The organism is Moraxella nasovis (assembly GCF_022701215.1).
GTDB lineage: Bacteria > Pseudomonadota > Gammaproteobacteria > Pseudomonadales > Moraxellaceae > Moraxella > Moraxella nasovis.
On sequence record NZ_CP089976.1, the window covers coordinates 1,317,191 to 1,331,931 of the forward strand.

Below are 14,741 nucleotides of genomic sequence, written 5' to 3' on the forward strand. Positions count from 1 at the left end.
AATGCTGGGTTACGCTATCGCTAACCCAGCCTATGGGCTATTATGCAAACAATATAAACAATACAAATATAACACACCCACAAATAAACAATAATAATTTTATATATTTTCTGAGCACAGGATGTACAAAATTATTATTTTTACCTTTTATATTATTTTTATAAAACAAAAACATCAACATTGCCAATATGTATGATGCAAAGTTTAATAAGTATTGATACCTACTTTGATGAGTGGCTTTAAGTTCTATATTTAGATAATCAAGTGTATATTCCAAGATGAACAAGAGGGTTATTGCGACAAAACAGTAAAAAATTCTTTTACAATCATTTAAATATTTTCCCAAGTAGCCTACAAAAAATGGGAAAAGTACAATCGGTATTAAAGAATGAAACAAATTGCCTACAATAAAACCTCTAGAAAATTCATAGAATTGCTTGCCATGTGATAGGTCATAAAAAATAAATTTTCTAGAGAAAAAAAGTATCGTCAAAAATAATATAAAAACTAGATTGAGTTTTATTTGAATAATAAAATCAATTGTAATTGCAGAACATACAAATACCAAAAAGAAACCAAGAAATATCAAAGCATATCGATGCTCTTCAAAATAGCTTGGAAAAATAACAATATTGATAACAAAGATTAGCCATGAAAATAAAAATACAATGGCTGTGCTGACAAAATATCCGCCAAAATCTTTTGAACAATGTAGCAGTTTATTGCCCAAATGAGACAATTTGGTATCTAAAACTTCTCCATCTCTCGTACTCATCGGCATACCCCATTGATATAACTATAGCCCATCATTGAACAACCATAGCGTATCCTGTCTTGTAGATTTAGCATATCCACTTTGCCAGATCCAGTTCCTATCAGACTGGGTGGCAATGTAAATATTACTGAGCCACCAATATGTTTCTCGTGTATAGGTTGTAGTATTGTTTGTTCTTGAACTAAGCGGTTAATATCCCATTGTCTATAATTGGTTACTTTGCCATCCCATAGCTTTTTAAAATCATTATATCCATCAGCCATCAATGCTTGCCCAGCCTCTCGTCGCCAGTCAGTCCCGCTGGTACGCCAAGAAAAAGAGGAGCCTGTTAAAAATGTGATATTTGAATGCAAGGGAATTGTTCCAAAAATATAACACCCTGAAGCACCTAAGCCAGTTAAACATCTTCTTGATACATCGCTAGCACCAGCAAACCATCTAGTTTGCGGAAAATGTTTTGACATAACATCAAAAAAATCAGCTCTGCTTTCTATAGTGTTGATATTATTGAACACATTTTGATTGCTAAATATTTGTTGTAAAACCACATTTCTGCTTCTTATCATGTCGTTACTTAGATTGTTTTTTATTATTTCATTGTTATAAGTCTCACTTATCAATGACTTTAAAGGAGAAGAATCCCCATTATAATTTAATGACAATCTAATTAAATTAGCACATGCACTACCATTGGCATTTAATGAGCACTCTTTGATCATAAGATCATCATATTTTTGGGAATGCTTAATATATTGATTAACAATAGATTGTTCACAACTACTATTGCTCTTGCATTTCTTAAACTTATCAACAAAATCCGACAATAAACTTTCAGACAGAGCATTCCACCTCGCCGCCACCCCAGCTTCATTTGCTGCGGTATCCACATCAAAGTCATACAGTAGGGCGAAGCCACCTGCGGCAAGTTTTGCGGTGTTTAGGATTTTTTGTTTATCTTCATCACTTAGGATAAGGGCTTTTTCACCATCAGGTAGGGTAACTTCATGTTTATTAGTCATCCAATCACCCACCATCTCGCCTATGATAGCACCGACAGCCGCCGCCTCGCAAGACTGGTCTTTGGCTTTGGCGGAGAGGCAGCCTGTTAAGCCTGCGGCAAGTTTATGAGCGACATTAGTGATAAACTCTGTATCATTGAAGTCCAGTGGTTTGACACCATGAGTATAAATACCAGCTGCTGCGGCATCCACCAGTTGATTGGTCAGATGTCTTTTTAGGGACTCTTCTAGGCTTTCGCCATAGATTAAGCTATCCGTCAGAGCATGACCTGCACCTTGTACAAAGGCACGAGTGAATTTATCACCGATGGTGGCAGTGGTCGAGGTATCTACTTGCAGAGTCTGAGCTAAGAATTTGTCCAGACTGGCAGTTGCCCCAGCTGTCAGCACGGCTCTTGCCATGTTTTTGGCAGTTTGTGATTTACCTAGGTCTTTGAGTGTTTTATTGACATCGCCTTTGTTATTGACTAGGGTGGTACCTGCTTGGGTGACTAAGGAGGTGAAGGCAGCATTTGCCATTGCTGCTGTCGCAGAACCTGCTGTGACAGATACGCCCATCGAGCTTAGCACAGACACACCGCCACCAGCCGTTGCCATCGATAAAGCAATCGCCAGTAGCGCTGCTCCTGCTGGGGAGAGTCCTTCTTGTTTGTAATCCCATTCTTCCTGGGCAAGTCTGATGGCGGTGAAATCCACATCATCACGCTGGATGATGTCACTTAGGTAGTCAAAGCCTGGGTTGTGGCTTAGTCGTGTCAGGACATTGACCAGATGATCTTTATCGGCTAGGTCATCTTTGTTGATGGGTACTTGTACAGCCAGACCGCCTGTGGCATTGAGAGTGGGGGTAACGCCAATGAATGAGGGTAGCTTGGCATCTTCATTGATATAACCCGACTCTGAAATGGACTGCCAGACTAGGTTTTCAAATTGGCGAGATTGACTGACGCTGACGGTTGTGCTGATGGTGTCTAGGATGATCCTAGCATCAGCCACTGCTTTATCACCCACACCCGCCGTGACGCTCGCCCCTTGTAGATTGGCAAAGCGAGTGCCTTGTAGCTGGGTATTGCCTCCTGACTCACTTTGACTATAGTTAGCAATCAGGCTGGTTGGCAGCTCGCTGATGATTTGCTTGCTGTCTTTGGTATTGACTTTTCTATATTTGATGCCAGCAAAGCTAGAAGTCGTTTTAGACTCCACTTCTTTGACATCCACTTCCTGTACAGCATAAAGACCCAAAGCTTCGCCAGCCTTAAGCTGAATTTGACCTGCTGGTGCATTAAATTCAGTAGCATAGGCATATAGATTATCATTCGCCTGCACTGAGATGGCATTGGCGTTTAGCTTGACTGCCTCGCTATCGGCGATTTGCTCTGTGGTAGTTGTGACAGTAATTTTCTTTTTGGCACCACCCCAGCTTTTTTTCTTGAAAGTGTTGGTTTCTCTATCATAGATACTGTCTTGACCAGCTTGTAGAATGGTACTGCCAGCACTTTGGATGGTAATGCCAGCATCGCCTGCTTGATAAGTGCCGCCTATCAGTAAGATGTTACTGTCTGATGCTGGCTGTGCCGAAACAGTGCCTGCTTGGGGATTGCTAATGGCTTGGATGACAATACCATCTTTGGCCGTGATGGTGCTTGGCTGATAATTTTTATGCAATGCATAAGCATCATCTTCAAATTCACCACGCTCATAGACATCGTGCAAACCCTCAATGCTAATAGCAATATCGATGTTTTGGACAGGTGGTATTTGTGACAATAACCGCTTAAACCCCGTCAATTTATCAGTGTCACCACCTAAGGCGGCTGCATAGGTGCTTTTGAGCTTGGCTTTATGCTCGTCAAGTTTGGTATCGCTATCAAAAGCAGCCTCATCAAAGACAAGCTTGTCAATGATGGCGTTGGCTGTTTGTGTATCTGTATTGTCAGTTTTCTTGCCAAGTAGCGGAAGAAATAGGGCGGTGCGACTTGCCTCATCGATCACTTGCCGTGTTTGCCCTTGGGAGCCAAGGGCTGCCATCTGTACTTTGCCATTATCCGCTTGTAAATTTGCCATTTGCACAGCAATACCACCAGCACTGATTAGGCGAATGTCGCCATCGCTAGTGGTAAGGCTTGCCCCTGCATTTTCTACACCTGTAAATTCGGTATTGGCAATCTTAAGAGATTTATTAAGCTTGGTAATTTCTTGAGCCAGTTCATCAGGCTTGAATTTGATATTCAGCTCTTGACGGCGAACCAGTTCGTCTTGTATGCTCTTAGCAAGCTGCTGATTCAGCGCTTCTTTTTGCTCTTCATAGTCAGCGACAGGGCTTTGTGCATTTTTATCTTCCAAATCACCCAGTTTGTCAGTTGCCTCTTTGTGACTTGCCAATGCCTGTTGATAGACCATATCACGATTTAGTGTGTCAATTTGATTTTGAAGTGTTTCGATCTCACCCTCAAGTAATTTAATACGGTCATCATCTTTAATGCCTGATACCGAATTGCTAATAGCACCAATATATAGATTGCCTTGGGTCGCAGTGGCTTTAATACCACTACCAGCTTGAATTTGACTGCCGCCAATATCAACACCAGCACCCTTAAGATGCACCACACCCTCAGTGGTGATGGTTACTTTGCTTTCAGTCCCGCGTCCTTTATCACCTGATTGTGATGCTAAAGTTAAACCACCCTGACTTGCAAGCTCTACACCGCCAATGGCAGTAATGGTTTTGCCTGCCTCGACTGTGATGTCATCATGGCTTTTAATGGCAAGCACACCATTGGCTGCTGCTAATTGTGGATTATGAGCAAGAACATCACTTTTATGAGTGGTTAAAGTAGCATTTTGCCAATCTACACCGCCTGCCTGACTGTGTAGAGCAATGCTGCCAGCTTGTAGCGTGCTTGTGCCAAGACGAACATCCTGATTGGCATAGACAGAAGCTAAGCCTTGTGCCTTGATGTCAGCATCTTCGAGTATGACCTGATTTTCACGACTGCTGATGGCAAGGTGTGTATTTGCATTGATGATGGTTTTGCTGATATGGTTAGCATCTACGCTATGCAAGCTGATATTATCACCTTGTAGCTCACTACTTTCGGTGGTAAGTTTTTTACTTTGCGCATAAATGGTGCCACTGGCGTTGATGGTGCTATTGGCGATTTGCAGCTCACCCTCCTGACTTATGGCAGTGAGGTGATTTGTCTTAATGTCATCAGCTGATAGGGCGGTCTTTTCTCCCGAGACGATATTAACACTGTCTGTGGCAGTCACTTGATTGTTTTTAGAATCAAGGGTTTTACTTGCTGTGATCAGTGTATTATCACCGTCAATCCTGTTATTGCTAAGTGCTGCTGTGTCGGCAGTAAAGATGTTTTGCTGTACGCCTTGGATGTGGCTATTACCAAGTACCAAACTACTGCCGATAATCTCATTGGTTTTGGCGTTGATGGTGCTATTGTCAATGTCAGTAGTTGTGCCAGCAATGACCGCTTTGCTATCCGTGCTGACAAGCTTTGATTGTGTAATTTCAAGCTGACTGGAGGCTAGACGAATGCCAGTTTCTTTATCGCTATCACTTTGGATGTATGCTTGATTGAGCGATAGGCTTTTGCCTGCCTTCATGTCCACCGTACCAGCGGTGCTAATATGCACAGGTTCTTGGCTTGTGATGCGACCATCAGCACTGATGGATAGGTTGGTGGCTGTATTTTCATAATGCAGTTTATCAAAACTGACATCACCTTTGGCAACAAGCTGGGTGCTGCCATCTCCCAAAATGACACCTTGATTATCAATGCTACCGCCTGCCGCCAAGACTGCTTGCTGGGCAGATTGTATTTCACCTGTATTTACAATGTAATTACTATGACTATGCACATAGATCTGTGAGTCTTTGTCGGTTGTGGTTAATTGACCCGCCTGACTGATCTTACCATCGGCAGATAGAGTCATGTACTGATTGGCCTTTAAATGACCAGCTGTCGACACACCTACACCCTTATCAGTGCTGATAAGATGGATGCCACTGGCATAAATCTGCCCCAAGCTGCCAATATCAATGGCGGTTTTATTACCTTCAATCTTTGTTTGTGTATCAGCTGGCTTAATGGCATTAACAACGCCCGCTGTATTTAGTCCAATATCATTACTGCCTGCAATCACTTGCACATAATGTCCATTAGCACCTGTAATAGCACCTTGAACCTCTACAGCTTTAGCAAACAGCTGGGCAAAATAAGGGCTGTTTGAATGGCTGTAGTCATAATGAACGCCTGCTTTACCAACCTCTATTTTGCCTGTATCAATGTTGATACTATCAGGATTACCCTGATTATTATATTGCAAACTTCCAGCACCCAATAAAGTATTGCCAGCATTGATAAAACCGCCACCATTGATGCTTAAGCCATTGGGATTGGCTATAATCACATTGGCAGTGCGGCCAGCCACTTCTATCTTGCCGTCCAATTGGGTAGGATTTGGACTGTAAACCTCATTGATGATGGTGGCAGCCTCACCACTTAACAGCCAGAAGTTACCATCGATTTCACCTGCTATTTGGGTATTGATACCAAAGCGGGCATTGTTTAATACCACGCCTTTATCATCAATGTCAAATCGCCCAAATTCATTGCGTGAGACCCCTTTGTCATTAATGGTGCGAATATTGACAATTGGTATGCCATTCACGGATTGTAGTAAGGTGGGGCGATGATTGATATTGCCATCAGTATATGGTGTAATATGACTTTGGGCGTAAGCAATGCTTGGGGCGAGTGCTGTGTAAACACCAAGACTTAATGCACTAAGCTCTTTGATGGGTAGGAGCTTATAGTCAGACTTTTTCTCTGTTTGGCTGTTGGGTTTAGATGATGTACTACCACAGCTTTTTGCAAATTCACAAACTGCTACATACATGCCTTGGGCTTTGCTAAATATAAGCTTATACAAACGACTATTCATGTCATATCCTTATTTAAATTAATACATCCATGCTAGTTGTACACCAACACTGGCGTTTTTAGATAGGTGTTCGCCACTGATGGGTATGCCGGCATAGCCATCAAAGTTTAAATGCTTGGTGCCAAAGCGATAACCCAGCACAGAACCTGTGGCTTGATAATAACTGCGGTCTTTTACACCATCTGCACTTACCCAACCCTTATCAATTGCAAAATAAATTTGGTGTGGATTCTTGGTGGGCAACCTATAATATACCTCCTGACCCAACACCATGCCCTTATCGCCTGATAGTAGGCGCGTACCATCAAAACCACGCACGGCATATCTATCACCAATGGTAAATTGCTCAGCGGTAGGTAGTTTATCGCTGCTATATTGAGCGGCAAAACGGGTATTCAAACCCCATTGATGGTACTTGGTGTTAATAGGCAAATGATAATTACCTGATGCTTGCCAAATCAACGGGCGACTATCCACATCACGATAATAACGTTCAGGAGATGGTATGGCATGAAAGGCGCCAACACCTTTATTAAAGCCAATGTTGAGATTTAATTTTGCTTGATTATCAAAGAATTTTTCAATATCAACACCTAACTCATAACTGCTATTTTTGCGTCGCTGCACTAAAATTTCCAGATCATCAATATAATATTGACTATCTTTATGACTGATGATGCTATAGCCTGTAATTTTGGTGTCGCTGTTACGGTATAGATTGCGACTGATTTGTGCCTGCTTTCTAGCGGTTTTACCTTTATAAATCGGATTATGATTAAATCCATTTAGTAGTTGGGTATGGCGACCATATTGATAGCTTAGCTGTAGCTGCCAATTCCTAAAAGGATAGCGATAACTGGCGTAAAAATTTTGATGATTGGATTTGGTGGCAGTATCATTAATGCCATCTAGCGTGTGCATGTATTGCAAATAAAGATTATCATTGCTCCATAAAGGCTCTGCAATATTAAGCACGATACCACCCTGATGTGTGCCTGTACTATGATTTCCAAAGTTATTGACTATTGCCTGAATACCGATTTTATTGGTGCGTGTGCGACTGATCACCAAATCACTATAACCAACATCATCGACAGTCTGTAAGTTGCCATGGTTGCTTGGTTCAATGCCAATCTTAGCTTTGACATTATGGGGTAAGCGTAGATTTTGGACACCATGCTCAAGCTCTCGTAGGCTTAGTACATCTCCGTTTTTAAGAGTTAAAGCATTATGCACATTGATATTAATATCATCGGGGGTTCGATATATGTTTGCCACACGCCCAGGTTTAATGCTAAGTACAAGCCTACCTGCACTTAAATCCTGTGGTCCGATTAATGTATGGCTAGTAACATAACCTTGATTGATGAGCTGATTTTGAGCAAAGGCAATAATCGACTGAAGTCCCTGAGCACCAACACATTGTCCTTTGACGCCAGTAGATTTTTTGTTTAATATTTTGGTTAAAAAATGAAAGTGCTTTTGATCTTCTTTGGGTGCATCAATAATAATTTGAGAAATCTGAAAACAAGGTGATTCTTTAGGAATATTAACTTTTTTTATTGGTATGGATTGTTTGCAATTCTTGTGCCTGCAAGAGAGAGTCTTGCACTAAGCTCTGCACTTGCTCAAACTGGCGTTGCTCCAAGATAGACTGAGATTGGATAAGTTGTTGATAATTATCTTGCTGGTTATTGAGAGCAAGCGATGAATTTGAGATATATAATAACAGAAGGAAGGGTAAATATTTCAATCTTTTGTTTTCAACTGCAAATCTTTTATTATCCATAACACTAGGCTTCCATTTATGTAACAATGTTACTAGATTTTAACATACATAAAATTATCAATGCAAGTAATTCGTGATTTGTTTTAATTGTTTTTTATTTTTAAACACTAATAGAAAATTAGCACAATTTGTAGGCGATCAGCATGGAGTGGAATAAGTGTCTAGGTTTGGGTTGGAACGGGCGATCATTTGGAGTGGAATGTGCAAAAACCATCAGACAAGCAATAGTTTGTATGTTAAGATACTATTCACTAAATATGCACATAATAAATTTGGAGTATTTCATGAAAAAACAATGGCTATTATCAGGGTTGACAGCTGCTATTTGTGGTGTGTTATTAAGCCAAAGCCATATTGCTTTTGCATCAAGCCAAGATAAAGCAGGATTTACACCAACCATTGAACAAAAAATTACCGCACGCCAAGTGTCAATTTTGCTTGATAAGATGCACTATCTAGATCAGCCTTTAAATAAGGCGATGGGCGAGAAGATTTTGGCGATGTATTTTGATCGCTTAGATCCAGCACGCACCATGCTACTGCAGTCAGATGTTGATGAATTTACCAAAAAATATGCTGACACATTTGCTATAAGATTAAGACAAGGTGATCTAAGTGCTGGCATTGAGATTTTTGAGCGGTATCGTACCCGTGCCAATGAGTACTATGACTTTGCAAAAGATATGCTGGCTCATGATGTCAATTTACATACCAACCAAACCATTGTTCTTGATCGTGAAGAAGCACCGCGCTTTAAAACTAAAGAAGAGCAGCGTCAGCATTGGCAAAATCAGACGACATTTTCACTGATCGGAATGACGCTATCACAAGAAGATGATATTGCAAAAGATAAGGCGTTCTTAGAGCACCCTGAACTGTCTCGTGGTCAAGATTTGGTTAAAAATGAAAAACGCACCCCCCAAGAAATTTTGATTAATCGCCTAAATCGTCAGCAGCAGCAACTGTCTCGCCTAAAAAATGATGAAATCATGGAGACGGTGTTAAATAATGCCATGCAAACTTATGATCCGCACAGCAGTTATTTTGCACCAGTGCAAGCCAACGAAATGCACATTCAATCTAATCTACAACTAGAAGGGATTGGGGTAAGTATTCGTGCTGACCGTAAAAATCCTGATTACACACGCATTATTTCATTGGTTGATGGCGGACCTGCTGCCAAGACAGGGCAGATTCGTCCTAATGATTTGATTATCGGTGTCGCCCAAGAAAACGAACCCATGGTAGATGTTATCGGCTGGAGCACTCGTGAGATTGTGTCGGTGATTCGCGGTAAACGCGGCACGCCTGTTACTTTAAAGGTGCGTCAGCCAAATACGACAGATTCTAATGCTCGCACCGTAACCATCGTGCGTGATATCGTCAAGCAAGAAGAAGCAGGCGTGCAGCACCGTGTGGTGGAAGTGCCTTATCAAGGCGGTGTCAAACGTGTAGGCGTACTTGAGATTCCAAGTTTTTATTTGAATTTTGAGGCACGTCGAAGTGGTGCAGACATTAACGATTATCGTTCGGTAAGTATTGATACTGCTAAAGCATTGACAGCCTTAAATCAGCAGCACATTGATGGCTTGGTGGTGGATTTACGCAATAACCCGGGCGGATCGCTTGATGAAGTATCAAAGATGCTAGCGATGTTCTTAAAACAAGGTCCGCTTGTGCAGATTCGTGATAATCAAGGTCGTGTGCAAGTCTACACTGACCGAGACGGTGGTAAGCAGCTGTATGATGGCAAGCTTGCAGTACTTATCAATCTAGGTTCAGCATCAGCATCAGAAATCTTTGCAGCGGCAATCCAAGATTATGGGCGTGGTCTTGTTGTGGGTAGTACCACCACAGGTAAGGGGTCAGCTCAAGTTCAACGTGATGACATTATACTGGGTTCAGCAAATGTAACGCAGCGTAAGTTTTATCGTGCTACAGGTGGCAGTACTCAGAATAAGGGTGTTGTGCCAGATATTGAGCTTGTGAATATCTATGAAGGCATGGAATTTGGTGAGCGTGAGTATAAAAATCCATTGACATGGGATACCATTCAGGCAGCCCCATTTGTGCCAGAAGGCAAATATGCCAAACCGTTGATTGAGCGACTGTCTAAAGAGTCTAAAGCACGCCAGCTAAGCGATCCGCAGTTTATTTATCTAGCAGAGCTAAACGCTATTCGCAAGATGGATGATGAGAAAAAGCCTGCCAAAGTGGATATTGACCAACGTAGAGCTAAGCTTGATGATATCGAAAAACGAACGCTCGCCGCTGAGAACGCTCGCCGCCGTGCCACAGGTCAGACGCCTTTTGTAAGTTGGGCGACTTATCAAGCTTATCTTGATGCACGAGCAGAAGAACGTGCCGCCATGAAAGAAAACGAACGTCCAAAACTACCAGAAGATGAGGCGTACATCACTGAGGCAGCGACATTGATGTTTGATGCCCATTAGGCTAAAATTATCAAAAATCACTGCTATCAAACTGCACCCCAAAAGCTAGATATCTAGCCTTGGGGTGTTTTTATGGCTATCAGATTAGGTTTTTTCTAAAGTAAGGGGACGCTGCTTGATGGGTAGCGTGACTAAAAAGCGAGTTTTACCTTGCCAAGTATCAGTGATAATCTGTCCGCTGTGTGCTTCGACAATCTGAGAAACTAAGGATAACCCAAGACCTGTGCCTTTTTTTTCTTGTTTTAGACGCACAAAAGGACTAAAAATATCTGTGCGTTTTTCATCAGGAATGCCTGTGCCGTGATCGATAAAGGCGAGTACAGCAAATGTTGGTTCAGGCTTTTGATCATCCTTATCTTTTTGGCGAGAAAAGCGTTTAAGAATGTTGGCACTTTTTTTGCCATCGCCGTCTGTTACGATAATCTCAGCATCACCAAGATTATCAGGAATGGTTGTGGCGTCTTTTTGGTTGTGGGCGTAGTACAGATATACTTCAATAGGTAGCACACCATGAATCATGGCGTTATTTAGCAGATTTCTCACCAGATGGGTGAGTAATTTTGGCTGTGCCATCAGCTCCACAGGTTCGGCAAATAGCGTGGCTTTTGGATAATGCTGGCACTCAAGGCGTACAAGCTCTCGCAGATCGACAAGCTCAGTATGTTGCACAGCATGCCCAGCGTCTAGGCGACTGACGAGTAGAATGCTTTCAATTAAGTCATTAAGCCCTGTTAAATCACGATTGATGGCGGCAGCACGTTTATCAAACTTCACCTTATCTTCGTCATTAAGCTTAGATGTCAGCATATCCATCATCTCAATCTGTAAGCGAATGCGTGTGATGGGGGTGCGAAACTCGTGCGATGCGTGAGCTAACAATAAGCTATTTGCATTAATAAGCTGTTCTATTTTTTGGGCGGATTGGTTAAAGCCGTAGGCTAAGACAGCAATCTCATCATTGCCTTTTTCGCTGACACGAACGCTAAAATCACCTTCGCCTAATTTTGCCATCTGGTGACTCATTTGGTTAATACGCCAAGTGATGTTATGCGATATCCACCAAAGTACTGCTGTCATGATGATGAGTAATAATAAAGTGCCTGTAAATAGGTTGAACGCTGCAGAAAGCGGACGTTTTTTTGGCGGTGTTCGGCTTTCATACCACAGTGAGTAGCCGTTTTGACTGTGAATTACGACATGGTGATTGGTGGGCGTGCTAAAAGGCATGATGCCATCTGACCATGACGATTGTGTACTTAGCTGTGCTGGCAGGTTGGTATTCTCAGTCTGTAGAATAAGCGTACCAGCTGGGCTGTATAGAGCAATTTTTGCATGCAAGCTTTCATCAAAAATATCAAGGCTTTTTTTGATAACTGCCAACACAAAGCGAGCTTGTAAATCTTGCTTATTTGCACTTAGCGTCTCAGCTTCTTGAACCAAAGGATCAATCTGAGTCATAATCTGTGAAGCAATAGCACGAGAGCGTAGGCTGTCTGAATTATTATGCACAAGCTGCATGAGTAAAATCATAGCGATGGCAAAAGCCACAAGTGCTAAAAACACACTGATGAATAATCGTGCGAAAACTGACCGAAAGCCAAAGCTGGTATAGGTATTATGACTCATAAGAATGCTTATAAAAAGCCACCAAAGACGCTTGGTGGCTTAAAAAGATTAGACTTGATCGGTGGCAAATTGATAACCAACACCACGCACAGTGATGATACGCTTTGGTTGGCGTGGGTTATCTTCAATCAAAGCACGCAGGCGTGAGATATGCACATCAATCGCTCTATCAATGTTTTCTGAGCTGTCGTCATTTGGCATAGCGTGCCATAGCTGTTCACGATTTAGTACCTTGCCTGCATGAGTAGCGAAGTAGTGAAGCAGCTGGAATTGGTGGGTGGTTAAACGCACAACTTTACCATCAATGGTTACTTCATGGCTTTCTGGGAATATGGCGAGCCGTCCAAAGATGAGTTTATCGCTACTTTTACTGGCTTGATTTGGCATCTCATGGCGACGCAATACCGCTCTAATACGAGCCAATAACTCTCTTGGTTCAAATGGCTTAGAGATGTAGTCGTCTGCCCCCATTTCAAGCCCTAAAACACGATCGGTGGTGTCTCCTTTGGCAGTCAGCATGACGATTGGCATGGTACTAATACTGCTGTTTTTTGAGCCACGCACTTTTTGGCATACTTGCATACCGTCCATGTCAGGCAGCATAAGATCAAGAACGACAAGGCTAAAGTTATGATCTTTACTGTCTAATAGATCAAGCCCACCTTGAGCGGTGGCGGCGTGATGAACTTCATAGTAGTTCACAGAAAGGTAATCGCTGATAAGTTCCGCCAAATCAGGATCGTCTTCAATAAGTAAAATTTGCTTGTTCATAAAAATGCCTTAGTATAAAAATCCTAAAAATAAATTGTAATGTGTGTATCTTGCCAAGCATTTTGTAGATTGACAAGTATTAAATTGTGTCAATTCTTAGAATTTCTAGGGTTTTTGCAAAAAATAAACGGTTTGGCAATACTTAGCTATCAATATTGCTCATGATGGCAAGCTTGTGATAGATGTGATATACATTTGACATAAACGCTGTTATCGTATTTCAATTAAGCTGCCATCTGCTGATTTGGGGAGGCGTTTTTGCACCACCAGACTATCATCGGTAATACCCGTTACCAAAAACCGCCCAGTATTTGGCTGATACTTAATAACATGGGCTTTTGACAGTGATAATCTATGGTCTTGCTTGATCACCCACACAAACACAGGCAAGGGTAGCTCGCTGTGATAAGGTGGTGTCTTTAGGTGTGATAAGTTGGCTGTATTTAAATCATCACCAAAAATGGCAAAATCTGGTAACAACGCACCTACTTGTATTTGCCCAAACTCAAAGCGACCTTTGGTGGTTTTGCCATTCATAAGACTTATTTTATCGGCAGCTTCAGGTAAAATATTAACGCTGATGTCTAGTAGCTCAGGGTTGTCAGCACTTGGGTGAACTTGAGTGATTTGCCCGCTAAACTGCTCTTTATCAATGACGAAGGTAACCAGATTGCCGATAACAAAATAGTGAGATAAATGAGCGGGGATTTGGCTGATAAACTCAAAGCTTGCCACATCAGACAGTTGTAAAATAGGCGTATTGCTAGGCAAGACATCGCTACTAGGACTTTGGTAAATCTTATCAACAATGCCATCAAATGGGGCATTTAGCGTTATGACATCGCCATTTGGCGTGATAAAGTCTGCAAGCTTATCATCTTTTTTTGCAATGCTGCTTGGCGTGACGTATAAGCTGGTTAAAGCTGCTTTTTCATTATAAGCTAGCGTTAGTTGATTGGTGGCGATAAGCCTACCTGCAAGCTCTAGGCTTGGTTGGTAACGATCCATCTTAACTAAGGCGATGTCATCTTTTGAGATGACAACAGTGTCTTCGGTAGTGCTGTGTGGCTGAACTTCTATAATGTCATCAGGGCGGTCGTGGTTGCTTAAATCACAAGCAGCTGTTATGCCAAAAACCATCATCAGGCTAACAGATGCGGCAGTTTTAACTAATCGTTTCATGATGTGCGTTATTAATATATGAGTGATAAAAATTAGATCGATGTTTTATCTTAGCATGATTTCATCAAAAATTTCAAAAGCCTTAAGAAAAAACTTAAGGCTGGATTTTAATTGGTGTTTGGGCTAGACTATGTGACAATTTGATTTATTGTAATAAGTAAGGC

8 protein-coding genes and 1 pseudogene are annotated in these 14,741 nt (G+C 41.8%); 1 reads left to right on the forward strand and 8 read right to left on the reverse strand.

What is annotated here, in order from left to right:
* Window positions 1-40: 40 nt before the first annotated feature.
* The 5 genes and pseudogenes from LU293_RS06475 to LU293_RS06490 all read right to left on the reverse strand — a co-directional run bounded on the left by LU293_RS06475 (window position 41) and on the right by LU293_RS06490 (window position 8,545).
* On the reverse strand, window positions 41-775 hold the full coding sequence (locus LU293_RS06475) for a hypothetical protein (RefSeq protein ID WP_242746532.1): 735 nt from the start codon (window positions 773-775) through the stop codon (window positions 41-43).
* Window positions 772-6,756, reverse strand: a complete 5,985-nt coding sequence (locus LU293_RS06480; protein WP_242746533.1) for a two-partner secretion domain-containing protein — start codon at window positions 6,754-6,756, stop codon at window positions 772-774. Before LU293_RS06480 ends, LU293_RS06475 begins: the two co-directional genes overlap by 4 nt.
* An 18-nt stretch (window positions 6,757-6,774) precedes the next feature.
* Window positions 6,775-8,034, reverse strand: coding sequence for a ShlB/FhaC/HecB family hemolysin secretion/activation protein (locus tag LU293_RS06485; RefSeq protein WP_242746535.1), 1,260 nt, complete (start codon window positions 8,032-8,034; stop codon window positions 6,775-6,777).
* 15 nt (window positions 8,035-8,049) lie between these two features.
* Window positions 8,050-8,325 (reverse strand): annotated as a pseudogene (locus LU293_RS09925) (POTRA domain-containing protein); the annotation flags it as partial.
* Window positions 8,306-8,545, reverse strand: coding sequence for a hypothetical protein (locus LU293_RS06490; protein WP_242746537.1), 240 nt, complete (start codon window positions 8,543-8,545; stop codon window positions 8,306-8,308). The pseudogene LU293_RS09925 and the gene LU293_RS06490, both read right to left, overlap by 20 nt.
* Window positions 8,546-8,829: 284 nt before the next feature.
* On the opposite strand from LU293_RS06490, the gene LU293_RS06495 reads away from it, so the two are divergent.
* Window positions 8,830-10,998: a carboxy terminal-processing peptidase gene (locus tag LU293_RS06495; RefSeq protein ID WP_242746540.1), complete on the forward strand. Its 2,169-nt coding sequence runs from the start codon at window positions 8,830-8,832 to the stop codon at window positions 10,996-10,998.
* An 84-nt stretch (window positions 10,999-11,082) separates the two neighbouring features.
* Here LU293_RS06495 and LU293_RS06500 read toward each other — a convergent pair whose 3' ends face one another.
* The 3 genes from LU293_RS06500 to LU293_RS06510 all read right to left on the reverse strand — a co-directional run bounded on the left by LU293_RS06500 (window position 11,083) and on the right by LU293_RS06510 (window position 14,577).
* Entirely contained in the window at window positions 11,083-12,624 is a 1,542-nt protein-coding gene (locus tag LU293_RS06500; protein ID WP_242746543.1) for a sensor histidine kinase, read from the reverse strand.
* Between the two features lie 48 nt (window positions 12,625-12,672).
* Window positions 12,673-13,395 (reverse strand): response regulator transcription factor, encoded by a 723-nt coding sequence (locus tag LU293_RS06505; protein WP_242746546.1) that lies wholly within the window; start codon window positions 13,393-13,395, stop codon window positions 12,673-12,675.
* 210 nt (window positions 13,396-13,605) lie between these two features.
* On the reverse strand, window positions 13,606-14,577 hold the full coding sequence (locus LU293_RS06510) for an efflux RND transporter periplasmic adaptor subunit (protein ID WP_242746549.1): 972 nt from the start codon (window positions 14,575-14,577) through the stop codon (window positions 13,606-13,608).
* Window positions 14,578-14,741: the final 164 nt, after the last annotated feature.

What these genes read in the sequence shown, in the direction of transcription:
- LU293_RS06475 (WP_242746532.1), bottom strand. Translation starts at nt 775, where the DNA reads ATGAGTACGAGAGATGGAGAAGTTTTAGATACCAAATTGTCTCATTTG.
- LU293_RS06480 (WP_242746533.1), bottom strand. Translation starts at nt 6,756, where the DNA reads ATGAATAGTCGTTTGTATAAGCTTATATTTAGCAAAGCCCAAGGCATG.
- LU293_RS06490 (WP_242746537.1), bottom strand. Translation starts at nt 8,545, where the DNA reads ATGGATAATAAAAGATTTGCAGTTGAAAACAAAAGATTGAAATATTTA.
- LU293_RS06495 (WP_242746540.1), top strand. Translation starts at nt 8,830, where the DNA reads ATGAAAAAACAATGGCTATTATCAGGGTTGACAGCTGCTATTTGTGGT.
- LU293_RS06500 (WP_242746543.1), bottom strand. Translation starts at nt 12,624, where the DNA reads ATGAGTCATAATACCTATACCAGCTTTGGCTTTCGGTCAGTTTTCGCA.
- LU293_RS06505 (WP_242746546.1), bottom strand. Translation starts at nt 13,395, where the DNA reads ATGAACAAGCAAATTTTACTTATTGAAGACGATCCTGATTTGGCGGAA.
- LU293_RS06510 (WP_242746549.1), bottom strand. Translation starts at nt 14,577, where the DNA reads ATGAAACGATTAGTTAAAACTGCCGCATCTGTTAGCCTGATGATGGTT.